General features: G+C 68.5%; 22 protein-coding genes. 8 read left to right on the top strand and 14 right to left on the bottom strand.

Translation table 11 applies throughout. The features are described from left to right. The first annotated feature begins 268 nt into the window (after positions 1–268). The gene (locus tag KQ310_RS09210; RefSeq protein ID WP_259721468.1) at positions 269–1105 is read left to right on the top strand and encodes a hypothetical protein; all 837 of its coding nucleotides are present in this window, start codon (positions 269–271) and stop codon (positions 1103–1105) included. Between the two features lie 59 nt (positions 1106–1164). Further along, positions 1165–1686 (top strand): DUF1269 domain-containing protein, encoded by a 522-nt coding sequence (locus KQ310_RS09215; protein WP_259721469.1) that lies wholly within the window; start codon positions 1165–1167, stop codon positions 1684–1686. A 63-nt stretch (positions 1687–1749) separates the two neighbouring features. Here the strand turns inward: KQ310_RS09215 and KQ310_RS09220 are convergent, their stop codons facing one another. The 10 genes from KQ310_RS09220 to KQ310_RS09265 form a co-directional block, all read right to left on the bottom strand. Next, positions 1750–2271: a hypothetical protein gene (locus KQ310_RS09220; RefSeq protein ID WP_259721470.1), complete on the bottom strand. Its 522-nt coding sequence runs from the start codon at positions 2269–2271 to the stop codon at positions 1750–1752. Between the two features lie 185 nt (positions 2272–2456). Further along, positions 2457–3128: a chorismate lyase gene (locus KQ310_RS09225; RefSeq protein WP_399238032.1), complete on the bottom strand. Its 672-nt coding sequence runs from the start codon at positions 3126–3128 to the stop codon at positions 2457–2459. A gap of 154 nt (positions 3129–3282) precedes the next feature. Beyond that, entirely contained in the window at positions 3283–4449 is a 1167-nt protein-coding gene (locus KQ310_RS09230; protein WP_259721472.1) for a hypothetical protein, read from the bottom strand. Between the two features lie 9 nt (positions 4450–4458). Continuing rightward, entirely contained in the window at positions 4459–6504 is a 2046-nt protein-coding gene (gene mnmG / locus KQ310_RS09235) for a tRNA uridine-5-carboxymethylaminomethyl(34) synthesis enzyme MnmG (protein WP_259721473.1), read from the bottom strand. Positions 6505–6575: 71 nt separating this feature from the next. Next, the gene (gene fghA, locus KQ310_RS09240) at positions 6576–7493 is read right to left on the bottom strand and encodes an S-formylglutathione hydrolase (RefSeq protein ID WP_259721474.1); all 918 of its coding nucleotides are present in this window, start codon (positions 7491–7493) and stop codon (positions 6576–6578) included. An 11-nt stretch (positions 7494–7504) separates the two neighbouring features. Next, entirely contained in the window at positions 7505–8617 is a 1113-nt protein-coding gene (locus tag KQ310_RS09245; RefSeq protein ID WP_399238035.1) for an S-(hydroxymethyl)glutathione dehydrogenase/class III alcohol dehydrogenase, read from the bottom strand. Between the two features lie 115 nt (positions 8618–8732). Then, positions 8733–10379, bottom strand: a complete 1647-nt coding sequence (locus tag KQ310_RS09250; protein ID WP_259721475.1) for a hypothetical protein — start codon at positions 10377–10379, stop codon at positions 8733–8735. A gap of 39 nt (positions 10380–10418) precedes the next feature. Then, positions 10419–11837, bottom strand: a complete 1419-nt coding sequence (gene dnaB, locus KQ310_RS09255) for a replicative DNA helicase (protein ID WP_259721476.1) — start codon at positions 11835–11837, stop codon at positions 10419–10421. A 115-nt stretch (positions 11838–11952) separates the two neighbouring features. After that, a complete protein-coding gene (rplI, locus tag KQ310_RS09260) occupies positions 11953–12411 on the bottom strand; it encodes a 50S ribosomal protein L9 (protein WP_259721477.1) in 459 nt (152 codons plus the stop codon). Positions 12412–12448: 37 nt separating this feature from the next. Then, positions 12449–13474, bottom strand: coding sequence for a fatty acid desaturase (locus tag KQ310_RS09265; protein ID WP_259721478.1), 1026 nt, complete (start codon positions 13472–13474; stop codon positions 12449–12451). A gap of 58 nt (positions 13475–13532) precedes the next feature. Between KQ310_RS09265 and KQ310_RS09270 the strand changes: the two genes are divergently transcribed. Beyond that, positions 13533–14342 carry a hypothetical protein gene (locus KQ310_RS09270; protein ID WP_259721479.1) on the top strand — a complete coding sequence of 270 codons (810 nt, stop codon included), beginning with the start codon at positions 13533–13535 and terminating at the stop codon, positions 14340–14342. Between the two features lie 30 nt (positions 14343–14372). Here the strand turns inward: KQ310_RS09270 and KQ310_RS09275 are convergent, their stop codons facing one another. After that, the gene (locus tag KQ310_RS09275; protein WP_259721510.1) at positions 14373–15236 is read right to left on the bottom strand and encodes a fatty acid desaturase; all 864 of its coding nucleotides are present in this window, start codon (positions 15234–15236) and stop codon (positions 14373–14375) included. Between the two features lie 241 nt (positions 15237–15477). Between KQ310_RS09275 and KQ310_RS09280 the strand changes: the two genes are divergently transcribed. The 4 genes from KQ310_RS09280 to KQ310_RS16035 all read left to right on the top strand — a co-directional run bounded on the left by KQ310_RS09280 (position 15478) and on the right by KQ310_RS16035 (position 20657). Next, positions 15478–16776 carry a methionine gamma-lyase family protein gene (locus tag KQ310_RS09280; protein WP_259721480.1) on the top strand — a complete coding sequence of 433 codons (1299 nt, stop codon included), beginning with the start codon at positions 15478–15480 and terminating at the stop codon, positions 16774–16776. Positions 16777–16844: 68 nt separating this feature from the next. After that, entirely contained in the window at positions 16845–17234 is a 390-nt protein-coding gene (gcvH, locus tag KQ310_RS09285; protein WP_259721481.1) for a glycine cleavage system protein GcvH, read from the top strand. A gap of 116 nt (positions 17235–17350) precedes the next feature. Then, positions 17351–20287 (top strand): aminomethyl-transferring glycine dehydrogenase, encoded by a 2937-nt coding sequence (gcvP, locus tag KQ310_RS09290; protein WP_399238049.1) that lies wholly within the window; start codon positions 17351–17353, stop codon positions 20285–20287. Between the two features lie 172 nt (positions 20288–20459). Continuing rightward, the gene (locus KQ310_RS16035) at positions 20460–20657 is read left to right on the top strand and encodes a hypothetical protein (RefSeq protein WP_231598237.1); all 198 of its coding nucleotides are present in this window, start codon (positions 20460–20462) and stop codon (positions 20655–20657) included. A gap of 105 nt (positions 20658–20762) precedes the next feature. On the opposite strand, the gene KQ310_RS09300 is transcribed toward KQ310_RS16035, so the two are convergent. From KQ310_RS09300 to KQ310_RS09315, 3 genes are all read right to left on the bottom strand, one after another. Next, positions 20763–20981, bottom strand: coding sequence for a hypothetical protein (locus KQ310_RS09300; RefSeq protein ID WP_259721483.1), 219 nt, complete (start codon positions 20979–20981; stop codon positions 20763–20765). A gap of 277 nt (positions 20982–21258) precedes the next feature. Further along, entirely contained in the window at positions 21259–21969 is a 711-nt protein-coding gene (locus tag KQ310_RS15875) for a rubrerythrin family protein (RefSeq protein WP_311134729.1), read from the bottom strand. A gap of 199 nt (positions 21970–22168) precedes the next feature. Next, positions 22169–23992 (bottom strand): diflavin flavoprotein, encoded by a 1824-nt coding sequence (locus tag KQ310_RS09315; protein ID WP_259721484.1) that lies wholly within the window; start codon positions 23990–23992, stop codon positions 22169–22171. A gap of 239 nt (positions 23993–24231) precedes the next feature. Here KQ310_RS09315 and KQ310_RS09320 point away from each other — a divergent pair, with 239 nt between their 5' ends. Next, the gene (locus tag KQ310_RS09320) at positions 24232–25368 is read left to right on the top strand and encodes a branched-chain amino acid ABC transporter substrate-binding protein (RefSeq protein WP_259721485.1); all 1137 of its coding nucleotides are present in this window, start codon (positions 24232–24234) and stop codon (positions 25366–25368) included. Positions 25369–25403: the final 35 nt, after the last annotated feature.

A 25403-nucleotide genomic window follows, 5' to 3' on the forward strand; every position in this document is an offset into this window, starting at 1 on the left:
CAAATGCCGCAACCGATCTCAAGAGCCAGGCGTCACCGAAGCAAGATTGCCTTTGAGACCATTCCGAGACCGGATTGGGCGTTGGCGCGGAGAGAGTTGGTTCGTTTTGCTCGAAACGGCCTATGTGCAACAGGCTCCTAGGGTCGCGCCATGGACAGCTTTCTCTGGGCCCTGCAGTTCGGCGGTCTCACCATCGCGCTGGTGGGCCTGCGGCGGGAGCGGTGGCTGGCGGGGCGGCGTCGATAGGGTGAATCGAGCAGGTGGCCCGATGAGCGACGAACCCCGTTGGAACTCCCGGCCGGGCAGTGGGCGGCGCGGCGATGACCCGCTGGAGCAGCGGCTGGATCGTTGGGTGAACGCGGGACGGCAACTGGTGGATGGCGTGTCCGGGGCTCGCCCTGGCTCGCGTCCGTCAGGGCGTGGAGCCACCCCCCGAGCCGGTTCACGGCCACGCCTCGACAACCTGGGCCGCTGGATGGGCGACAAGCTCGACTGGCTGCTCGACGACAACGACGACGACTGGCGCGAACCCTGGGAACAGAACGACCGCGGCGGCAGCGACCCCAGAACAGCTCAGCCGTCAGCGGCCCAGGCGTCGTGGCCGTCACCACGCTCTCGTGAGGAACCCTCAACCCGTTGGCGTTCCGGCTCCGGAGCATCCAGCGGCGGATCGTTCAACGCCGAACCCTTCAATGCCGAACCGTTGAACAGCGAATCTTTCAACACCGAACCCTCCAGGGCTGGACATTCCAACCGGGGAGGCGCCAGCCCTGGGCAGGTCAGCGGTGGTCGGCGCCCCCTCGACGCGATCTCCCGGCGCCAACGGACTGGTGGATCCGCCGGCAGCGACCCGCGGATCGCCAGCTCCGCTCTGCGCTCCGCGGAGTCCGTCGACTCCCGATCCGGCCAGGCCAGGCCAGCCGAGCCCAGACCGGCCAGGAGCGGACCAGACACCCAGGAGGACTGGCCCGATCAAACCGACTTCAGCCTGCCCCGCTGGCAGCGTCCCAGCGGCGGCGGCACGACGCCTATGGCTCCCACGGCTCCGATCGAGCCGGAAGCGGGCGGGCGGCCATTGCCCCGCTCCAGCCGTCGCCGGCCATAGAGCTGGCCAAGCGGCGTCCATCCCCCTGCTTAGCCTGAACCTGTACTGGCGCAGAGATCATGAGCAGTCTGGTGGTGGTGAGCTTCCCGAAGGTCGAGGAGGCCGAGCAGGTCCGCCGGGAGCTGGTGGACATCCAGCGGGAGCAACTGATCTCCCTGGAGGATGCCGTGGTGGTGGAGCACGACGCGGAAGGCCAGGTGCATCTGCGCCAGGCGATCAACCTTGCCGCCGCCGGCGCCCTGGGCGGCGGCTTCTGGGGCACCCTGGTGGGTCTGCTCTTCCTCAATCCCCTGCTCGGCGCCGCCGTGGGCGCCGGGGTGGGCGCCGCCTCCGGGTCCCTGTCGGATCTGGGCATCAACGACGGCTTCATGCGCGAACTGGGCGAAACCCTGCCCAAGGGCAGTGCCGCCCTGTGCCTGCTGTTGCGGGAGGCCACGCCGGATCGGGTGATCGAGCGCCTGCGCACCCACGCGCCCCACGCCAAGCTGCTGCGCACCAACCTCAGCCACACCGACGAAGACCATCTGCGCGAGCTGCTCGACAAGGCCAGCAAGCAGGCCGAGGCCCTGCGGCTGGCCTGAGTTTCGCGCGGCACCCCTGGCATGGGCAGGATCGTGCCAGGGGTCTGGCAAAGACTTTCCCAGCTACCTGAGGCTCTCGCGTCGACCAGCCTTGCGCTGACCCTTGCGCTGCGGGTCGCCAGGACGCTGCGGGGGCTGAACCCGGAAGCTGGAGCCGAGCTGGCACAGGGCCAGGTTCACGGGCCGCACCAGCTCCTGGGGCAGTTCTCTGGCCATCTCCTCTGCCGAGGTGCTGATCCCCGGAGCGCCCAGCTGCAGGGCACTGAGCAGATCGGCCCAGAGCGAAACCAGGGAGCGCTGGGCCATGGGCATCAGACCATCACGCTCCAGCACCGCGGCGCAACCCTGGCGGCTCCAGAGGGCGCTGTGATGGTGGTGGCGAGGCGGGCCCATCACGGCCAGACCGAGCCGCAAGGCCTCCACGGTGGGCTCGCCGCTGCGCTCCCTCAGGCCAGCCGCCACCAGGATGCGCCCCGTCTGCACGGCCGAAACGCCATAGAGGCGACCGAGGTCGGTGAGGCTGAGCCATTCCACGGCCGGGCTGGGAGAGGGCAGGCCACTGCGCCGGGAGTGAGAGCTGGCCATGGCGGCATCGATCAGGATGGCCACATGCTCCGACCGCAACGCAGGACGTCAATCTGTCAACAACAAACAGTGACAAGGCGTTACCAACTTCACAAAGCGTTGTGTCCAAGGATTCTGATTGACCTCAGGACGGTCGGCTCCAGGGGCGCCGCCTGCAGAGGCCGCCGACATCAGGACGACCGGCATCAGAGGCGGTGAACCAGCCTCGGGGCGACAGGGGGATGGCTGGGTATCGCGACGGAGGATCCAACCGCCGGGGTGCCGGCGGGCCCGAGCCAGCGCTCCAGCAAGGGAGAGAACACCTCACGGATCACGGTCAGCTCCTGACCACCGCGGAAGAAGCGGTAGTGGCGGCTCCAGAACGGACCCTCCACCCCGAAGCCCTGCTCCAGCCAGGGAGCCTCCACCCGGGCCAGACCATCGACCTCGCGGAACAGCTCCGCCCGGTTGGTGGTGAGGCTGCGCCAGATCGGCAGGCGACGGTCCTGGAGATGGGCTTCCGCCTCCGCCTGATTCCACCAGCTCTCGGCCCAGGCCAGGGTATGGACGCCGCAGCGCAGCCACACCTGGCGGCGCAACAGGGGGAGGGCCAGTTCCGCCACCTCCGCCGGAGGAGAGGCACCGGCGGGAAGTTCAGGCTCGGCCGCCATGGCGATCAGCTCCACCTGCACCGGTGCACCGGTGAGCAGCTGCAGATGGCGGGTCGGGCTGCCATCACCGAGCAACAGCAACTTCCAGGGTCCGCTCAGGGGCTGGGCTGCGGCGGCATCCAGTCCCGCCGTCGCCTCGACCACGTCCTGGTACGGGGCCTGCCAGAGGATCCGAGGCGAGGGCAGCAACGCAGCGGACCCAGTCATGCACAGCCTCCGGCCCGGATAGTCAGCCTAGGCAGCAGCTTCGATCTACCGCGCTGTCCCTGAGCGGGGCGCTGGCCTGCCGCGGAGCGCCTCAACAGGGGAGCGCCTCAACACAGGCCACCCATCGCTGACGCGACAGTGCGCCAGAGCAGAGTCAGAAACCGCTGCTGATGCTGATGCGGCGTTGCTGGCCGCCACGCTCAATCACGGCGCTGTCGCCGGTGGCGGAACGCAATCGCCAGCCAGTGCCACCGATCGACTCGCCCACTCCAGCCGTGGTGGAGGTGCCGCCCATCTGGAAGATGGCCGAACCGCCCCGCCCGGGCACCTGCACCACACCCACCAGCTGGGGAGCATCCCCACCGCCACCTCCGTCGGAGGACCCTGCACTGGCAGTCGCCACCTGGGCAGATCCACCTCCGCCGCCACTGGAGGCCGGGGCAGGGCTGGCAATCGAAGAGCTCACGGGCACCCTCAGCGGCGCGGCAGCCGGAGCACCGCCCTGGGGCAACGTGGCCAGCTCCTCCATCCAGGGCTCCTCGGGTGGCGGCGGCGGCAGGGAGGCGCTGACTCCCTCCTCGGCGGCGGCACCAGGCTTGCCCTCGGCACCTGCGGTGGCGCCAGCTGGAGCAGTGGCGGCCGGACCCAGGGCCCGAAGCCGCTCCACCAGCAGCAGATTGCGTTCCTGACGCAGAGCCTGCTGGGTGGCGTTCCAATGGCCGAGCAGGAGCAACGAACTGGCCCCCATCAGCAGGCAGGTACCGGCAAAACCGGCCAGCGCCATGCCCGGGCGCTCACTGACCCAGTCGCCGAGCTGGCGGTGCCAGGGGATCCGGGTGGACACCACCGCACTCGGCACCACCACACGGCGACCATGTGCCGCCGGGGGCTCAGCGACAGGCTGGTGGTGCGGCTGCGGTGGCTCCGGGGCCAGCGGCGGCGCGGCGGCCATCGGCGGTGCAGCCGCCACGGAGGCTGCCGCGGCCATGGGGGCTGCAACGGCCATCGGCGCTGTGGCAGGTTCTGAAGACACCGGAGTCTGAATTCCAGTCGCCATGGCCTGCATCGCAGTGCCCACGGCCTGCTCGGCAGCCATCGGCGACGACGACGCAGGAACTCCGGTGGCACCAAGCGCCGCTGCGGCGAAGGCCGTGGCCTGGGGCGCCTCCAATGTGGCAGTGCTGAACGCCGATCCGGCCACGGGCGTGTCGCACAACTCCACCTCGATCGTGGGAGCCGGATCGAAGACCCGGTTGAGGAGTTGATCGGCCTTGAGCTCCCAGTAGGCCCGGGAGGTGGGAATGCCTCGACGGGGCGACACGCGTGCGTCTCAGAAAGAGCGCCCTAACGTACCGGCCTTCTCCGGAGTTGACGAGGCGGAGTGGGACGGTGCGGCGGCCGCCTCACGACGCTTGCTCAGCTCGAGCCAGAGCAGCAACGCCGTCACGTCCGCCGGACTCACCCCGGGAATACGGGCCGCCTGGCCGAGGCTGAGGGGCTGAATCGCCGCCAGCTTCTCGCGGGCCTCGCGGGAGAGGGTGGCGATGGCGGCGTACTCCAGGTCGGCGGGGATCGAACGATGCTCCTGCCGTTTCACCTGGTCGATCTGCTGCTGCTGGCGGGCCAGATAGCCGCTGTATTTGATGTCGATCTCGGCAGCTTCCCGCACCACGGCCGGCAGCTCCGGATCGGCGAGCCCATGGCGCACCAGGGCGGTGGCATGGAAACCGGGCCGGCGCAACAGATCAGCCAGCAGGATCGATCCCTTGATCGGCGCACCGGTTTCGGCCTCCACCGCCGCCGCGGCCGGATCGCTCCCCTTGAGGCGCACGGTCTCGAGCCGACGCTTCTCGGCCACGATCGCCTCCTGCTTGCGCTCGTAGATCGCCCAGCGGCGGTCGTCGATCAGGCCCAGCTCGCGGCCCAGGGGAGTGAGGCGACGGTCGGCGTTGTCGCCGCGCAGCACCAGGCGGTATTCACTGCGGCTGGTGAGCACCCGGTAGGGCTCGCGCAGATCCTTGGTGACCAGGTCGTCGATCAAGGTGCCGATGTAGCTGCCTTCACGGGGCACATGCACCGGCTCCTGGCCGCGCAGCCGCCGGGCCGCGTTGAGGCCGGCCACCAAGCCCTGGGCCGCGGCCTCCTCGTAGCCGGTGGTGCCGTTGAGCTGGCCGGCGCTGAACAGCCCCGCGATCCGCTTGGTCTCAAGCGAAGGCTTCAGCTGGGTGGCCGGGAGGTAGTCGTAGTCCACGGCGTAGGCGGGCCGCAGCATCACGCACTGCTCCAGCCCCGGCAGGGTGCGCAGCAACTGCAGCTGCAGGCGCTCAGGCAGCCCGGTGGAAAAGCCCTGGATGTAGAGCTCCGGTGTGTCGCGGCCCTCCGGCTCCAGAAAGATCTGGTGGCTGTCCTTATCGGCGAAGCGCACGATCTTGTCCTCGATCGAGGGGCAATAACGCGGGCCGGTGCTGTCGAGGAAGCCGCCGTAGATGGGGGTGAGGTGGAGGTTGTCGCGGATCAGCTGATGGGTGGCCGCCGTGGTGCGGGTGAGGTGGCAACTCATCGGCTCGCCGCTCACCCAGGCGGCGGGATCGAAGGAGAAGAAGCGGTCGTGGGCATCGCTCGGCTGCTCCTCCAGCTGATCGAGGGCCACGCTGCGGCGATCGACCCGGGCCGGGGTGCCGGTCTTGAGGCGATCGGTGCGGAAGCCGAGGGCCTGCAGGGCTTCGGTGAGGCCTTCGGCGGCCTGCTCTCCGGCGCGTCCGGCCGACATCGACTGGTTGCCCACCCAGATCTGCCCCCCCAGGAAGGTGCCGGTGGTAAGAACCACGGCACCGGCTTCATAGGTGCTGCCGAAGTAGGTGCGCACCCCCAAGATGTGTCCGATGGGGCCACTGATCGGGCCGCCGATGGAGCCACCGATAGGGCCGCTGCCGTGAGAAGCGGCTGGCGGCTGGGTCTGGCCGCTCTCCAGTTCCACCTCCAGACCCGTGACCATCGCCTCGCGCAGGTGCAGGTTGGGGGTGTGCTGCAACAGCTGCAGCATCTGGCGGGCGTACTGGCGCTTGTCGGTCTGGGCGCGCAGGGCCCAGACCGCCGGGCCGCGGCTGGCATTGAGCACCCGTTTCTGCAGGGCCGTGGCATCGGCCAGGCGACCGATCACGCCGCCGAGAGCATCCACCTCGTGCACCAGCTGGCTCTTGGCGGGCCCGCCCACCGCCGGATTGCAGGGCTGCCAGGCGATCCGATCCAGGTTGAGGCTGAACAGCGCTGTGGACAGCCCCAGCCGCGCCGCCGTGATCGCCGCCTCGCAGCCCGCATGGCCGCCGCCCACCACGATCACGTCGAAGGATTCGGTGGGGGGAGCGGAGAAAGCCATGAAAGAAATGTATGGCGCCTGCCACCACTGCGGGGCGCGGGCGAGCTGCCGGCAGCTGAACCGCTGAAACTTCAGCCGATCAGCGCGCGGGCGTGGTGGCGCAGATGGTCGTCGATGAAGCTGGCTATGAAGAAGTAGCTGTGGTCGTAGCCCTGCTGGAGGCGCAGCTCCAGTGGCTGGCCCGCGGCCCTGCAGGCGGTTTCGAGGTCGTGGGGTCGCAGCTGCTCAGCCAGGAAGGGATCAGCCGTGCCCTGATCCACCAGCAACGGCAGCAGCTCCCCGTCAGGGCCCCGCAGGGTGGTGCCGGTTTCGAGCAGGGCACAGGTGTCCCAGGCGGCCCATGGGGCCGGATCGGAGCCGAGCAGATGGCCGAACGCCTTGCGGCCCCAGGGGCAGAGGCTGGGATGGGCGATCGGCGCGAAGGCCGACACGGAGGCATAGCGGCCCGGATGGCGCAGGCCACAGACCAGGGCCCCATGGCCGCCCATCGAATGGCCGGTGAGGCCGCGCCGATCGGAGCGGATCGGCAGCTTCGCCTCCAGCAGGGCCGGCAACTCCTCGACCACATAGCTGTGCATCCGGTAATGGCGGCTCCAGGGCTCGGCGGAGGCATCGGCATAGAAGCCGGCGCCATGACCGAAATCCCAGCCGCCATCGGGATCGCCTGGCACCTCAGGGCCGCGGGGGCTGGTGTCGGGCAACACCAGGGCCAGGCCCAGCTCCGCCGCCAGCCGCTGGGCGCCGGCCTTCTGGCTGGCGTTCTCATCGGTGCAGGTGAGGCCCGACAGCCAATACACAGCCGGCACGGAATCGCCGGCAAGGGCCTGGGGGGGCAGGAACACGCCGAACACCATCGCGCAGTCGAGCTGGCGGGAGTGGTGCCGGTAGCGGCGATGGGCACCACCGAAACAACGGGTCTCACTGAGCAGGGCGAGCGCTGACTCTGCGGGGAAAGACGCCTGGGGAGGAGATCCTGCGGGTGATGTCATGGTGCAGCCGATCAGAAGTGAATCACCGAGCGGATGCTCTGGCCTTCGTGCATCAGATCGAAGGCGCGGTTGATCTCCTCGAGGCCCATGGTGTGGGTGATGAAGGCATCCAGCGGGATCTCGCCCGTCTGGGCCTGTTCCACGTAATCGGGCAACTCGGTGCGGCCCCGCACACCACCGAAGGCCGAGCCGCGCCAGACCCGGCCGGTCACCAGCTGGAACGGGCGGGTGCTGATCTCCTGGCCGGCGCCCGCCACCCCGATGATCGTGGATTCTCCCCAACCCTTGTGGCACGCCTCGAGGGCGGCGCGCATCACATCGACGTTGCCGATGCACTCAAAGGAATAATCCACACCGCCATCGGTGAGGTCAATCAGTACCTGCTGAATCGGGGCGTCATAGTCGCGCGGGTTGAGGCATTCGGTGGCGCCGAGTTGCTGGGCAATCGCGAACTTCTCCGGGTTCAGATCAATGCCGATGATCCGCGTAGCCTTGGCCATCACCGCACCGATCACCACCGCCAGGCCGATCCCGCCCAGACCGAACACGGCCACGCTGCTGCCCGGCTCCACCTTGGCCGTGTTGCGCACCGCACCGATGCCGGTGGTCACGCCACAGCCGAGCAGGCACACCTTCTCAAGCGGGGCCTGCTGGCTGATCTTCGCCACGGCGATCTCGGGCAGCACCGTGTATTCGGAGAAGGTGGAGGTGCCCATGTAGTGGTGGATCATCCGCCCCTTCTGCGAGAAGCGGCTGCTGCCATCGGGCATCAATCCCTGGCCCTGGGTGGTGCGAATCGCCTGGCAGAGGTTGGTCTTGCCGGAGAGGCAGAATTTGCAGCGGCGGCATTCCGGCGTATAGAGCGGGATCACGTGGTCACCCACCGCCACCGAGGTCACGCCGTCGCCCACCTCCTCCACGATCGCGCCGCCCTCATGGCCGAGGATCGCAGGGAACAGGCCCTCGGGATCAGCGCCCGAGAGGGTGAAGGCATCGGTGTGGCACACCCCCGAGGCCACCACCCGCAGCAGCACCTCACCGGCGCGGGGCGGCGCCACGTCCACCTCGGTGACCTCCAGGGGCTGGCCGGGGGCCCAGGCCACGGCGGCGCGGGAGCGGATCATGCAGCAGGAGCCATGGGGTCGTCATCCTCGCGTGGGGCCAGTGCCTGGGGCGAGCCATGCAGCCGCCGTCGGTCAAGCGCGCGATCAGCCGCATCGGTCAGCCGCGTCGGGTCGGTCAGCCGTCGTCGGTGAACTCGTACCAGGCCGCCAGCAACTGATAGGCGGCATTGCGGCGAATCCAGCGGGCCGCGTCGCCGCCCTGATCGGGATGCCAGTGCATCAGATTCCGCCGCCAGGTGGCCCGCACCACGATCCAGGAGCTGCCGGGCACGACCCCAAGCTCCTCACAGGCCTCCTGATAGCTGCTCAGGAAAGGATTGGCGCCACGCCCGCCGGAGGGTTGCAGATCGTCGTTGCGCGCTGCCGCGAAGGCCATCTGCTCCAGCCGATCCACCTGTTGCTGGGCCGCCTCGTTGAGTTGCAGGGCCCTGGCCGCCGCCTCCCGGGCCTGCCCCACCCGTTCGCTCACCACGGTTTCGATCTGATCGACACGCTGACGAGCCGAGGCCACCGCCGCCAGGGCCTGGGCGTGAGCGTCCTGCAGGCCGGCCAGCTCGGCGGCCACCCTGCCCTCCACCTGCTGACGGGCCTGCTGCGCCTGCTGGATCTGCTGCTCCATCTCGTCCAGGCGGGCCGCCACCGCCTCCTGCTCAGACACAGACCCCGCCTGGATGCGCTCGGCCGTGACCAGAGCGGCGCTGGCCTGCTCACGGGCACTGATCAAGCCGGTGGACTGGGCCTGCTGGAACGCCTCCAACAACCTCTGGGCGTCGTGGCGCTGCGCCAGCAGACCGCCGGCGATCTGCTCCACCTGGGCCAGAGCCGCCTCCGCCGTGGTGAGCGCCCCGCCAGCCTGCTGCGATCGGTTGGCGAGAGCCGTCTGCAGATCGGCAGCCACCTGCAGGCGCGCCGCTTCCGCCTCGGCAAGCTGGTGCTCTAGGGCCGTCAGGCGCGTGGCCAGGAGCTCCACGGCGGAGTCATCCCGGCGGTGCAGCTCCCGGGCCACCATCACGGCCTGATGCGCTTCGGCGCGGACCTGGGCCAACTGGTTGTCCTGGCTCTGAACCAGCTGGCGCTGCTGCTGGCTGATCTGGCTCAGCTGCTCCTCCAGGCTGGCGGCGATCCGATCGACGCTCAGCTGGGCGGTGCGCGCCAGCTGCAGGGCATCACCGGCGGGGCCCGTTCCCCTGGTGAGCACACTCTCCAGGTCGGCTTCCGCCCGCGAGCGGGCCTCGCGGCTCTGCTGCAGCAGCTGTTCCAGTTCACTGATCCGGGTGGCCGCCCGCGCAGCGGCCTGTTCCCTGCGGGCTTCAGCCGCCTGGGCGGAGGCCAGCGCCGCCGCCGTTTCGCTCCTCGCCGCACTCAGCTGCAGCTCGGCCTCGGCGGCGCTGGCTGCCAGCGCCTGCTCCGCCGCCTGCGACTGCTTAGCCGCAAGGCTGAGGTCGTTCCTGAGCTGCGGCGGCGTGGTGATCCCGGCGGGGCGGGACGGCATTCCGGCGTAGGGCACGGAACCTTGACGCCGCTGCCGAGCGGGCCCTCCCCGCGGCGTGCGCAGCAGCACCACCCCGAAGCCGGCGAAGACCACCGGCGACACCAGCACCCAATAGGTATCGCGGCTGAGTTCCTGGTTGCCTTCCCGGGACGCCTGCTGGCCGCGGAACAGGATCAGGGCGAACAGCACCGCACCGAGCAGCAGGCTGAACAGGCCGATCGACTGACGCTCGCTCAGGCCCCCGGGGGGCTTGCTGCCGGTTGGGGGCATGGCGGCGACCAGGTGTGCACAACGATAGGAACCTCAGGCTCAGGCGGCCAGGTTGCGGAAGCGGGTGAACTGGGGCTCGAACAGCAGCTTCACCGTGCCCACCGGCCCGTTGCGGTGCTTGGTCACGATCACCTCGGTGATGCCGCGATCGGGCGTGTCGGGGTTGTAGTACTCGTCGCGGTAGATCATCAACACCAGGTCGGCGTCCTGTTCGATCGAGCCCGATTCCCGCAGGTCACTGAGCATCGGCCGCTTGTTGGTGCGCGACTCGACGCCACGGCTGAGCTGGGAGAGGGCCACCACCGGCACGTTGAGTTCGCGGGCCATCTGCTTGAGGCCGCGGGTGATGCGGGAGAGTTCCTGGACGCGGTTATCAGAACCCGACCCCTCCATCAACTGGAGGTAGTCGATCACCACCAGGCCCAGTTCCTTGCCGCTCTCGGCCATCAGCCGGCGACAGAGGGAGCGCATCTCCAGCACGCCGGAATTGGGCTTGTCGTCGATGAAGATCGGCATCTGGCCCAGGGTGTTGATGCCCTGCCCCAGCAGCGGCCACTCCTCCTGCTGCAGCCGGCCGGTGCGCAGCCGGCCGCTCTCGATACCCACCTCCATGGCCAGCAGCCGGTAGGTGAGCTGCTCCTTGCTCATCTCCAGTGAAAACACGCAGACCGGCAGGTTGTGGAGCTGGGCCACGTTCTTGGCCAGGTTCAGGGTGATGGCGGTCTTGCCCATGGCAGGGCGGCCGGCCACGATGATCAGGTCACTGCGCTGGAGCCCCTGGGTCATGGCGTCAAGGTCGTAGAAGTTCACCGGGATACCGGCCACGGCCGTGCCCAGGGAGCGGCTCTCGATCTCGTTGAAGGTGCTGGTGAGGATCTCGGCGGTGGGGGTGAGGCCGGCGCTGGGCCTCTGCTGGCTGATCGCGAAGATCTTCTGCTCCGCTTCATCGAGCACCTGCTCCATCGGCTTGGTCTGCTCAAAGCCGAGCCGGATCACCTCGTTGCCCGACTTGATCAGCTGGCGGCGCAGGTACTTGTCCATCACCAGGCGCGCCACCTGGTCGATCGAGGCGGTCGAGAGGGTGCGTTCCACCAGCTCCACCAGCCGTCCGCTGCCGCCCACCTTCTCCAGGTGGCCCGTATCCGCCAGCCAGGCCGCCATGGCAGTGAGGTCGGTGGGCTTGCCCTGGCTGTGCAGCATCAGGGCGGTGCGGTAGATCTCGCGGTGGGCGCCCAGGTAGAACGCCTCCGGCTGCACCACGTCGGCGATGCGGCCAATCGCATCGGGATCGAGCAGGATGCCACCCAGCACGGCCTCCTCGGCCTCCAGGTTCTGGGGTGGTACCGAATCGGGCAGCGCCTCGAAGCTTGCCTCTGCGGCGGCCCGTGCGCGGCGGCGCGGGCCGGGATCGGCCGCATCGCTGGGACTATCGCTGGGAATCGGAGGCGCGCTCACCATCGGCCGCCATGGAAGGGTGTGGAAACAGCACCGTAGACGGCACACACGACAACGCCGTCAAGGCCCGCAGGCCCCGACGGCGTGACGTTGGCGGCAGCCATGGTCGCCGCAGCGATCAGTAGCTGACCACTTCGAGATTGAGCTCGGCGGTGACGTCGTGGTGGAGCTTCACCTGCACCTTGTAGGAGCCGGTGCGATGGATCTCGGGCACCAGGATGTGGCGGCGATCCACCTCTTTCTTGGTGGCGGCTTCGATGGCCTCGGCCACGTCGCCGTTGGTCACCGTGCCGAAGAGCACATCGTCGTTGCCGGCTTGCTTCTTGATCGTGAAGCGGCCGATCGTGGCCAGGGCGGTGCGGAAGGCTTCTGCCTCGGCCTTGAGGGCGGCCTGGCGTTCGGCCTCCTTGGCCCGGCGGGCCTCCACCTGACGCATCACCGCGGGGGTCACGGGGATGGCCTTGCCGGTGGGCAGGAGGAAGTTACGGGCGTAGCCGGGGGCCACATCCACGAGATCGCCGTCCTTGCCCAGGCTGAGGACGTCCTCGTTCAGTACGACTTGTACGCGCTTGGCCATGGATTCGAAACCGACGCTCTGACGAAAAACCGATTGTTCAACCTACGCCACCGGCCGCGCCCCGCTCCTGGGCATCCGCCAGGGTGGGGCCGCCGAGGGCCGCCTTGGGCAGCCGCACCTTGGTGGCCAGACCCAGGGCCCGCATCAGGCGGATGTGTTCCCAGGTGAGATCGATCTGACCGGGCTCCAGACCCTGCCGGGCCGAATGGGGGAAGGCATGGTGGTTGTTGTGCCAGCCCTCGCCGAAGGTGAGCGCCGCCACCCAGGGGTTGTTGCGGGAGGCATCGCCGCTGGCATGGCTGACCCGACCCCAGCAGTGGGTGGCGGAATTGACCAGCCAGGTGGCGTGATACACGAGCACCAGGCGGAGGGGAATGCCCCAGAGCACCAGGGCCCAGCCGCCGGCACCGGTGACGGTGCCGATCCAGAAGAGCAGGCCGGCCAGGGGGAGCTGCAGGGCCAGGAACCAGTTGTTCAGCCAGCGGTAGTAGGGATCGGCGGCGAGATCACCCGTGAGTCGGGGCACGGCGCCCATGGCCGGGATGTCCTGGAACATCCAGCCCATGTGGCTCCACCAGAAGCCACGGTGGCTGTTGTGATGATCCGCATCCGTATCAGAAAACTTGTGATGGTGGCGGTGCAGACCCGCCCAGTCGATCGGGCCGTGCTGGCAGCTGAGGGCGCCACAGGTGGCGAAGAAGCGTTCCAGCCACTGGGGCACCCGGAAGGCGCGATGGCTGAGCAGCCGGTGATAGCCGATCGTCACGCCCAGGCAGGCGGTGACCCAGTAGAGAACCACCAGCGAGGCCACGGCGGGCACGCTCCAGAAGCGGGGCAACAGGGCCAGCAGCGCCAGCGCGTGGATCGTCGTCATGAAGGCGATGGTGATCCAGCTGCTGCCAGTCGGAATCTTCGGCGTGGGCTCACCGCGGCGGGGGCGACGCAGCCGGGCGGAGCGCTGCAGGGCATCCAGGGAAACGACGGAAGCTGCCTGGTGGCTGCGCAGACCGGCGGCAGGGACGGCAGCCGGGGCGACTGGAGAACGTGTGGCTGTGGCGGTCATAACGGACCGACTCCTGATCAATCGATAAGATGGTAGCAATACGGATCCTGATCAGCAAGTGGGCTATCGAGACAAGCTCGGTGCGGGCCGCGCCGCCTTCGCCCATCTGATCAAGGTGTGGCATGAGCGCAACGACTGGAGTCACCGGGTGCTGCCCGGCCTGGCCGAGGCCCTCGACCTGGGCAAGGTGCACAACTCCCAGATCTCGATGCTGCGCAACGGCAAGCTCGCCTCCCCCGGGCCGGAGGTGTTTCTCGCCCTCGGCAGTGTCAACCAGTGGCTGGCGGCCCAGCCACCCGGCCAACCGCTCACCGCTGACCTGCGCCAGCTGCTGCTGGACACCCCCGAAGCCCTGGAGGCCCTGGCGGTGTCCGCCCAGCCCGTGACCGATCCCCACGGCGGCGTGCTTGGTCCGGGGGAGCTGCTGGAGGTGTTCGTGGGCGTGCGCCAGCCGCCGCCGGCCTTTGATCTGCGCATCGCCGATGCCGAGGCCGCCGGCCTCAGTGCCGCCCTGGCCCTGCTGTTCACCGCCGGCCAGCCCTGGCGGCAGTGCCGCACGCAGCTCCTGGAGGCCTATCCGGTGGCCCGTCGCCAGCGCCGCGAACGCTTCGCGGAGGTGATGGCCGGCCAGAGCGATTACAACGCCAGCGAACTGGATGCCGAACTGCCCGATCTGCGCCGCACCCTGGCGGCCCTGGGGGTGGCGGGGGAACAGGAGCTGAGCGCCGATCAGTTCCTGGAGCTCCTGCGCGACAAGGCCCGGCAGCAACGGATCGGCATGAACGGCCGCTCCATCGACCTGGCGGCGGCGATCCGGCGGGAACTCGGGACGATGCCAGGGCGGGAGACAGGATCGGGCGAAGCCTGAGGGAAGGCTCAACTCAACGGCACTGCGGCGTCAGGCCCGGTAGTGGGCCACACGGACGCGCCGCGCCCAGCCGAAGGCCCGCAGCAACTTGATGTGCTCCCAGGTGATGTCGAACTCGAACCAGCGCAGGCCGTGGCGGGCCGAATGGGGATGGGCATGGTGGTTGTTGTGCCAGCCCTCGCCGAAGCTGAGCAGCGCCACCCACCAGCAGTTGCGCGACAGATCGGGGCAATCGAAATTGCGATAGCCGAAGGCATGGGTGGCCGAATTCACCAGCCAGGTGACGTGATACACGAGCACCAGGCGCAGCGGAATCGCCCAGAGCACCAGGCCCAGGCCACCGCCCCGCACGCCGGCCCGTTCGCCATACCAATAGAGCGCCGCCCCGAGGGGCAGTTGCAGCAGCAGGAACCAGCGGTCGAGCCAGCGGTAGAAGGGATCGCGCTGCAGATCACCGGTGAAGCGCGCCACATGCTGCACCGCCGGAATCTCGTGCAGCATCCATTCGCTATGGGCCCACCAGAGGCCGCGGGCGGCGTCGTGGTGGTCGTTGGGCTGATCAGAGAACTTGTGGTGATGGCGGTGCAGACCCACCCATTCGATCGGGCCGCTCTGGCAGGCCAGGGTGCCCATCAGCACCAGGGTGCGCTCCAGCCAGAGGGGCGCCACGAAGCTGCGGTGCGCCACCAGGCGATGCAGGCCCAGGGTGACGCCCAGCACCGTGACCCAGTAGAGCAAGGCCAGCGCCGCCAACCCCTGCCAGCTCCAGAACTGCGGCAGCAGCGCAAACACGGCCCCCACATGGATGGCCAGCATGAAACCGGTGGTGCCGAGCTTGAACTTGCGTTGCCGCGGCGGCAGCGGCAGGCGCCGGGCCGCCAGGGCGGCGCGGATGCGGGCCTCCTTGCGCTCGCGATGGGCGGTGCTGAGGGCTTCAGCCCCATCGGCCGGATCAAAACCGGGCTCAAAACTGTGATCCGCTTCGGACTGACCGGATCGCGGCGCGGCGGGCACTGAACTCAACGCTTCTGGACTGGAAACCAAGGAACTCTCCGGGTATCTCGTGCCTTGGCTTCTCCGTTCTGTAGCCAATGCAGCCAAGGAAATCTAACGGGCGGCAGCATGGGGCCTGCCGATGCACCGTTCGCCGATGGGCCTGCCCGCCGCCAAGCCCAGCGCTGCCCAGCGGGACTGGGCCCGGCAGCGGCTGGAGACCGCCCTGCAGGGGATCGCCCCCCAGGTGGCGGCGCGCACGGCTGCGGTGCGTCCCCGCCTCGAACGGGTGCTGGAGGCCTTTGCAGCGGAAGGGCTGGGGGTGCAGCACTTCGCCTCGGTGAGCGGCTATGGCCACGGTGATCTGGGCCGGGAGGTGCTGGATCGGGTCTTCGCCCGGGTGCTGCAGGCGGAGGCGGCCGCGGTGCGGCTGCAGTTCGTGAGCGGCACCCACGCCATCGCCGCGGCCCTGTTCGGTGTGCTGCGCCCCGGTGATCGGCTGCTGGCCCTCACCGGCCGCCCCTACGACACCCTCGAGGAGGTGATCGGCATCCGCGGCAGCGGCCAGGGTTCGCTGGCCGAGTTCGGCATCACCTACGACGAACTCGCCCTCACCCCGGATGGGCGGGTGGACACCGATCGGCTGGCGGAGGCCCTGGCCCTGCCCACCCGCATGGTGCTGATCCAGCGCAGCTGCGGCTACAGCTGGCGGCCATCCCTGGACGTGGCGGAGATCGGCCGGCTCTGCGAACGGGTGAAGGCCCTCCAGAGCGGCGTGGTGTGCTTCGTGGACAACTGCTACGGCGAGCTGGTGCAGGAGCAGGAGCCAACGGCGGTGGGGGCCGATCTGATCGCCGGCTCCCTGATCAAGAATCTGGGCGGCACCATCGCCCCCAGCGGCGGCTATGTGGCCGGCCGCGCCGATCTGGTCGAGCAGGCCTGCTGCCGCCTCACTGCGCCTGGCATCGGCAGCGAGGGCGGCAGCGGCTTCGATCTGCACCGTCTGCTCTTCCAGGGCCTGTTCCTGGCCCCGCAGATGGTGGGCGAGGCGCTGATCGGCGCTGATCTGGTGGCCACGGTGTTCGCCGAGCTGGGCTACGCCACCAACCCCGGCCCCGGAGCCAGCCGCAGCGACATCATTCAGGCAGTGCGGCTGGGGAATCCCGATCGGCTGCGGCAGATCTGCCGCGCCTTTCAGGCCGCCTCACCGGTGGGGGCCTATCTCGATCCGGTGCCGGCGCCGATGCCCGGCTATGCCAGCGAGCTGGTGATGGCCGGCGGCACCTTCATCGACGGCAGCACCAGTGAGTTTTCCGCCGATGCCCCCCTGCGGGTGCCCTATGTGCTCTACACCCAGGGCGGCACCCACCACGCCCACGTGGCCATCGCCCTGGAGCGGGCCCTGGCGGCCCTCAAAGCGAACGACCTGATTCCCGATTGACCAACCGGCGCCAGCGCCAGCGGCGGTGCCCTCCTCCAGACTGAGCCAGCACAGCCCCGCCTCCGGCCATGGCACTCCACTTCCCCGACGACTGCCGCTACGCCGACAGCCATGAATACGTGCGCGGCGAGGGCGATCAGCTGCGGCTTGGGCTGAGCGCCTTCGCCATCGACCAACTCGGCGACATCGTCTTCGTGGAGCTGCCCGAGGTGGGGGCATCCCTGAAGCGGGGCGAGAGCTTCGGCAGCGTCGAATCGGTCAAGGCGGTGGAAGATCTGATGGCGCCGATCAGCGGTGTGGTGGAGGCGCGCAACGAGGCGGTGCTGGCCAGCCCGGAGGAACTGCAGAACGATCCCTACGGAGAAGGCTGGCTGCTGGTGGTGCGTCCCTCCGATCGCGGCGAGCTGGACTCGCTGCTGGAGGCGGCCAGCTACCAGGCGAAGGTGGAAGGCGCCTGAGCCGACAAGAGAGCAGGCGAGCCTCCCTAGGATCCCGCCCGACCTTGGGCGCAGCTGCGGTGAGCACGGACTTCCTGGAGCGTCACCTCGGCCCGGGAGCAGGGGAGCAGCAGCGCATGCTCGAGGAGCTTGGTCTGCCAGACCTGGATGCACTCACCGCCTCCGTGGTGCCTGCCGACATTCTTCTGCCTGAGGCTGAGGCCTCCGAAGGCCTGCCGGCAGGCTGCGGCGAAGCCGAGGCCCTGGCCGAGCTGGCGACGATCGCCGCAGCCAATCAGGTGCATCGCAGCCTGATCGGCCTGGGGTATCACGGCACCGCCACGCCTGCCCTGATCCAGCGCCACGTGCTGGAGAACCCCTGCTGGTACACCGCCTACACCCCGTATCAGGCGGAGATTGCCCAGGGCCGCCTCGAGGCCCTGCTCAACTTCCAGACCCTGGTGAGCGAACTCACCGGGCTGCCGATCGCCAACGCCTCGCTGCTGGATGAGGCCACCGCCGCCGCCGAGGCCATGGCCCTGGCGCTGGCGGTCTGCAAGCGGCCGGAGGCCCACCGTTTCCTGGTGGACCGAGCCGTGCTGCCCCAGACCCTGGCGGTGCTGCAGACGCGGGCCGAACCGCTCGGCATCCGCCTGGAGCTGATCGACGCCACCGGCTGGCGGGGTGGCGGGTCATCAGCGCTCGCACCTGATCTCTTCTCGGCCGATCTCTTCGCAGCCGATGTCTTCGGCCTGGTGCTGCAGCTGCCCGGCAGCGACGGCCGCCTCTGGGATCCCACGCCCCTGCTGACCGCCGCCCGGGCGGCGGGGGTGATCAGCATCGTGGCGATCGATCCGCTGGCCCAGGTGCTGCTGGAGCCGGTCGGCAGCCTCGGGGCGGACATCGCCGTGGGCAGCCTGCAGCGCTTCGGTGTTCCGATGATGGGCGGCGGCCCCCACGCCGCCTTCTTCGCCACCCGCGACGCCTTCAAGCGCCAGATTCCCGGCCGACTGGTGGGGCAATCGCTCGATGCGGAGGGCCAACCGGCCCTGCGGCTGGCGCTGCAGACCCGCGAGCAGCACATCCGCCGCGACAAGGCCACCAGCAACATCTGCACCGCCCAGGTGCTGCTGGCGGTGATGGCCAGCTTCTACTCCGTGCATCACGGGCCTGAGGGGCTCACCGCGATCGCCCAGCGGATCGTGGCACTGCGGGCTCGCCTGGCCACGGGCCTGGGCGCGATCGGCCTGCCGCCGGAACCCGGCAGCGGTTTCGACACCCTGGTGGTGCGCAGCCCCAACGCCGCCGCCCTGCTGGCTCGGGCAGCCGGCGCCGGCTTCAACCTGCGGGCCGGCATCGACGGCAGCGGTGTGGCGCCAGGAGGGGGTACGCAGGCAGGGGCCATGCCGGCCGTGGCGATCAGCCTCGATGAGCTCAGCAGCGAGGCCGAAGTCGAGCGCCTGCTGGCCGCCCTGACCGATCCCGATGCAGCCGCCACGCCATCAGACGGAACCACTGCCACGGCCAGCCCTGGCAAGGCCCACCTGCCTGAGCCCCCTGAGCTGGCCAGCCTGCTGGAGGATCTGCCCCTGCGCCGCCACCCCTGGCTGACCCAGGAGGTGTTCCACCGCTACCGCAGCGAAACGGAGCTGCTCCGCTACATCCAGCGCCTCGCCAGCAAGGATCTCTCGCTGGTGCACGGCATGATCCCGCTGGGCAGCTGCACCATGAAGCTGAACGCGGCGGCGGAACTGGTGCCGGTGAGCTGGCCCGCCTTCAGCCAGCTCCATCCGTTCGCACCAGCCGAGCAGCTGGCCGGCAGCCGCCGGCTGGTGGACGACCTGGAGCAGTGGCTGGCGGCGATCACGGGCTTCGCCGGGGTGTCACTGCAGCCCAATGCCGGCTCCCAGGGGGAATACGCCGGGCTGCTGGTGATCCGGGCCTGGCATGCCAGCCGCGGCGAGCAGCACCGCAACGTCTGCCTGATTCCCACCAGCGCCCACGGCACCAACCCGGCCAGTGCGGTGATGGCGGGTCTGCGGGTGGTTGCCGTCGCCTGCGACTCCGGCGGCAACATCGATCTGAACGACCTGGAGGCCAAGGCCTCGGCCCACGCCGGCGAGCTGGCGGCCCTGATGGTCACCTATCCCTCCACCCACGGTGTGTTCGAGACCGGCATCCGCCGCATCTGCGAACTGGTGCATGACCAGGGCGGCCAGGTCTACCTCGACGGCGCCAACCTCAACGCCCAGGTGGGGCTGTGCAAGCCGGGGCTCTATGGCGCCGACGTCTGCCACCTCAACCTCCACAAGACCTTCTGCATTCCCCATGGCGGCGGTGGGCCCGGCGTGGGCCCGATCGGCGTGGCCGCGCATCTGGTGCCGTTTCTGCCCGGCCATCCCCTGGCCGCCTGCGGTGGCACGGCAGCGATCGGCCCGGTCAGCGCCGCCCCCTGGGGCAGCGCCGGCATCCTGCCGATCAGCTGGATGTACATCCGGATGATGGGGGGAGCCGGCCTGCGCCGCGCCAGCCAGGTGGCCCTGCTGGCGGCGAACCTGATCGCCGAGCGGCTGGATCCCCATTTCCCGGTGCTCTACCGCGGTGCCAACGGCCGCGTCGCCCATGAATGCATCCTTGATCTGCGGCCACTGAAGCGCTCGATCGGACTTGAGGTCGATGACCTGGCCAAGCGGCTGATGGACTACGGCTTCCATGCCCCCACCGTGAGCTGGCCGGTGGCCGGCACGGTGATGGTGGAGCCCACCGAAAGCGAGTCGCTGGCGGAGATCGACCGCTTCTGCGCCGCCATGGTGGCGATTCGCGCCGAAGCGGCCGCGATCGAGAGCGGCGGCGCCGACCCGCTCGACAACCCGCTCAAGCGCGCGCCCCACACCCTCGCCGTGGTGACCGCCGACAGCTGGGAGCGGCCCTACAGCCGCAGCCAGGCAGCCTTTCCGGCCGGCCCCCAGCAACGGGAGAACAAGTTCTGGCCGGCTGTCTCCAGGATCGACAACGCCTATGGCGATCGCCATCTGGTGTGCACCTGCCCGACAGTTGAGGAACTGGCCTCCTGATCGTTCAGGGGGTTACATCTTTTGGCGTAATAGCGCATCATTGCGACGTTTCGGGGCTGGTTCCATGGGTAGCGGAGGCAACAGCGAAGATGGCTGGGGGACTCAGACCAACTCAGGACGCACGCTGCGCGCCCTGAACCGCCCTGAGGCCGAAGCGGTCTCGGGCCCCTCCCTGCCCCCTCTCCCCAGCATCAACCGCAGCAGCGGCAGCGAAGCCACCACCCGCAGCGATGGCACCAACGTGGTGCGGGTGCCCTTCGGCGTCCGCCAGCCCCGCCGTCTCCGGCCGACTCGGCCCGATCACTGGGCCACTCTGGTCCTGCCGTTCCAGGTCGGGGGCTCCACCCCGCCACCGCCCCAGGCCGCCTGAGGGCGAGGACCAGGCGCGATCTATCCCGCCCCTGAAACCTGGCACGAACCAGTTCAGGTCAGGAACCTGCACAGGACTGATGGGCGGCTCCCTTGCGGAGCAGGTTCAAGCGGCGAAGCCCTGATCATCAGCAGCCAAGCTCTGATCCAGGAGGCGTCCGTCGATCTCAGCCTTCAGTTGATCGAGTGACGCGGCAGGGAACCGAAACGGCAACACCACCATCGGGCTGCGCTCAGGACGCACCAGCCAGCCGGTTGGAACGATCGGAATCAGCACGAATCCTCGATAGCGCACCACCACGTTGTCCGGGATAACTGGAGCCATTGACGACAGCACCGATGAAGTGGAGTGGCCTCGGAGTTGCCACTCCGCCACACCCAACTCCGTGAAGAGCGTTACAACTCCATAGTGAGGCCATCATGGCCAGAGCATTGGTCGCGAATGTATCGGATTGCGGATCAAGCGCGGCGGATTGAGATGAAGAAATTTGAAGCAATCGTGCCCATGGTGAAGAGACCTGGATGAGATGAAGAGGCCTGGATGAACAGAGTCGTCCATCCAGGCTCACCCCTGATCCAATCCCCGTCCAACCGGCGATGACTCAGGCCGCCAACAGTTCGGGCTCGCGATACGGGATGAAATTGGCCTTGCGGGTGCCGCAGATCGGGCAGGTCCAGTCGTCTGGAATGGCCTCGAAGGGCGTACCGGCGGCGATTCCGGAATCGGGATCCCCTTTGACAGGGTCGTAGATCATCGAACACACCTTGCAGATCCACAGCCCGGGCACCGGGGCCGTCTCGCCGGCCTGGCCCTTGCCTTGAAGCGCTTCGAGGGCAACGCCATAGCGCTCGGCATGGTGGTGCTCGATCGGCGTGAGCAGGCCGAAGTTGCTGGCCGCCTTGCGGAAGATGCCGGCGTGTTCCTCGGATTCGTCGATCTGGTCCTGGAATTCAGCCGCGGCATCGGCATCCCGATCGAGGCGTGCCTGGGCCTCGAACTCCGGGTACATGGTGGTGTACTCGTAGGTTTCGCCCTCAATCGCCAGCTCCAGACAGCGGGCCAGCACAGCCTGCTTCTGCTCCTCGCTCAGACCGGCAGGATCGGCCACCACCAGCTCCGGATGGAGCAGGCGGAAGTGGGCGAAGGCATGCTCGGTTTCCTGATTGGCCGTGTCGCGGAAGAGCTTCGCCAGCTCGGCATTGCCCAGCTGCTTGGCCACATCGGCGAAGAAGAGATATTTGCGGTTGGCCATGCTCTCACCGCCGAAGGCGGCCTCGAGGTTGGCCTGGGTGGAGGGGTTGGACAGATCCATGACGGAAAAACGCAGAGGATGGAGCGCGGAAGGAAGGAGCCCAGAAGGATCAACCCGATCAGGATCGAACGCGAGAGGGATGGAGACCGGGCCCACCGATCTCCAGAGCTTACACGAAGTCATAACCACTTCGAGTTAGGGCCTGAAGGGTTTTGGCGAGCGGGCTTCCTCCTGCGGCCCCCTCACTCCTGCGGCCCCCTCAGTAGTTGGCCCCGCTCCGGCGCTGGTGGACGGCCGTGACTCCCGTGGGATCCAGCAGGCCGCCGCTGCTGAGCTCGGCATAGAGCAGCCAGTGGTCGCCGCACTCCATCCGCTGCTTGACCGTGCCCTCCAGCCAGGCCAGCGCCTCCGGCAGCACCGGATAGCCCCCAGGGCTCTCCTGGAGCTCCAGCCCGGCGAAACGATCCGCTCCCGGCGGAAACGGCTGCAGAAACTGCTTCATCGGGCCGCTCTGCCGGCCTGCCGCCAGCACGTTGAGCGCGAAACCATCCCCCACGTGCAGCAGGCTCTCCAGGGCCCGGTCCCGTGCCACCGCCACCGTGAGACCGGGCGGCGAGAAGCTGGCCTGGCTTACCCAGCTGGCCACCATCGCCCCACTCAGGCGCGTTTCCCCCTCCCCCTTGGAGGTGGTGAGCACACACAGGGAGCCCACCAGTCGGCCCAGGGCCAGCACCGCCGGATCGCTGCGGCTCTCGCTGAGGCCACCGGCGGCGCTGCGGCGCTGGCTGCGGCGCTGCTCCACCAGCAGGCTGCGGCCCAGGGCCGTGCCGGTTTCCTCGATCGTTTTGATCGTGGCGGCATCGGGACTGAACTTGACCTTGATCGGCTCGAAGGCGAACTGGAAGCCGCCATCGCGCAGCTTGCTCTCAAGCAGATCGAGCGCCTCACCACTCCAGCCGAAGCTGCCGAAGACTCCCACCGGCTTGGCCCGATCTCCCTCCGCCAGCAGGGTGCCCAGAGCCGACACGATCGGCGTGGGCGCATGCCCCCCCAGGGTGGGGGAACCGATCAGGACAGCGTCGCAGGAGCGGATGGCGGCGAGCAGCTGGTCAGCGGGCGCAAATTCGCAGTTGATGCTCTCGACCCGTACGCCGGTGCGTCCCACCCCCTGGGCCAGGGCATCGGCGATGGCAGCGGTGTTGCCATAGGCGCTGGCGAACAGCAGGGCCACCGACAGTCTGGCGCGGTCCTGGGTTTCGCCCCAGCGGCGGTAATCGGCCAACAGGCTGCGCCAGCTCTCGGCGATGGCGGGTCCGTGGCCGGGGGCGATGGTGCGGATCGGCAGCTCATCCAGCCGGTTGACCACGGCCTCCACCTGGCGGGCGATCGGCGCCATCAGGCAGTCGTAGTAGTAGCGGCGGTCCTCCTCGCTGCTGTTGCGGTCGCTTTCGGCAAACGCCTCGCTGCAGAGGTGGGCAGCGAAGAACTTGCCGCTCATCAGCAGGCCGGTCTTCTGCTCGAAGGCGATCAGGGCCCCGGGCCAGCGGGGCGTGGGGGTGGGGATCAAGGTGAGCTCATGGCCATCCCCAAGCTCGCGGGTCGCCTCCTGCTTCACCACATCGATGGCGGGCAGGGGCGGAATCAGCGATTCGGGCTGGGTGCTGCCCGGCGGGGCCGGTTTGCGCTGGTCCCACAGCTCCGCCAGCAGCTTGGCACCGGTATTGGAGGCCACCAGCATCAGTTGGGGCCACTGGCTGGCCAGGCGCCGCAGCAGGCTCACCCGGTTGGGGTTGACGTGACCCACCACCACCTTGAGAGCCGCCTCGGCCGGCACCAACCCGGCCAACTGCTCCAGGAACGGTGCGGCGAAGGACTCCCCGGGCGGATGCACCAACACCGGCGGTACCGGCTGGCCACTGGCGGTGGTTCCGGCGGTGAACAAAAAGCTGTTGGCGCTCGTGCCCCGCTCCAGGCCGTACTCCACTTCAAAGCGCAGCCGCTTGGGACTCAGCCCCCGCAGACAGACCAATCCGGGCTCGATCGGCAGCTGAATGACTTGACGTTCAGCGTCGTTCACACCCATCGCTTGCCTTCCCTTGCAGCACGATCTTAGGAAGCGTGGGGAGAGTGGATGGCGGAGCCTTTACTTGCAGGTTAAGGTTCGAAGAGGTTGCGGAAAAACACTGTCGGCGATTCGTTCGTCACCGTTTGTGATTTCCAGGATGCCGGTGTTACTGAGCTTGGGGCATGCTGTTTGTTGCTCCAATGGCGTCCAAAGGGCGTTGTTCAGCAGTCTCCTAAGCACTGACACGCTTTAACTCCATGGATCCAGCGATTGTCCCAGGCCCAGGCCTTTCAAGGGAGTTCTTTTCAGGCGGGGGCTTTCAGCTGGATAACCCGTTCTTTGAAGGCCGCTCACCAAGCGCGCTCGAGCCGATCGTGATTGGCCTGGAGGCCCCGTTGAGCGGCTCCCAGAGAGCCAATGGTCGCGACATGTGGCGCGGCGCCAGATTGGCGGCTGAGGAGCTGAATCTCCAGGGCGGGATTCTGGGGCGCCCCATCGAGCTGGTGCAGGCCGACGACAGAGCTGATCCGAATCGGGCCTTACCCGTGGCGCAGAAGCTCAAGCAACTGGGGGCCGATGCGGTGATCGGCCCCTACAACTCCGGCGTGGGCGTCCTCAACCTGCCCTATTACCTCAGGCACGAGATCGTGCCGGTGCATCTCACGTCCACGGATGACACCAATGGCCAGGGGGTCACCGTCCAGCCCAAGAACAGCCAGATCGCTCCGGTCGAGGAGGCCTACATCCTCGCGCAGGACATCAAGACCGTGTCGATGCTGGTGGACCCTTCCACCTTCACCACGGGGATGGCGGATCGGCTCGAGGCGGCCCTCAGGGCCGATGGGGTGGCCGTGGAGCGAATCAGCATCACCCCGGGGGCCCAGGACTACAACGCGGCGATCCAGCAGGCCCTGGCCAGTAACCCCGGCCTGGTTTATGTGAGCACCTATTACCCGGAGGGCAGTGTCATCGCCAAAGGGTTGGCCGCCAGTGGCAGCAACGCCCAGCGCTTCATGGGTCTGGCCAACGTGGATCCGGCCTTTGTGGAGCAGGCCGGTCTGGAGGTGGCCCAAGCCTGTGTGTTCAGCGGGACGCCTGAAGCGACCCAGTTACCCTCCGCCAAGGACTACGTGAACGCCTATGAGCAGCGTTTCGATCGCACCCCTGGCGTCTGGGGCACCTTTACCTACGACTCCCTGCAGGTGCTGGCCGAAGCCATGGAGCAGGCCGACAGCAGCAATTTTGAACCTGCCCTGGATGCGCTGTTGCAGACCCGCAACTACCAGGGGGAGACCGGCACGATCACGATCGACCCGATCACCGGCAACCGACTGAAGCTGCCCGTCTTCATCCTGCAGGTCAACCAGGATGGGATCTTCACGATCAAAGGCTGAGGCAACGGATGGGATTAGGGGCTGGGATTGGGCCC

The organism is Synechococcus sp. CS-1328 (assembly GCF_025128095.1).
In the GTDB taxonomy this organism is placed as follows: domain Bacteria; phylum Cyanobacteriota; class Cyanobacteriia; order PCC-6307; family Cyanobiaceae; genus CBW1002.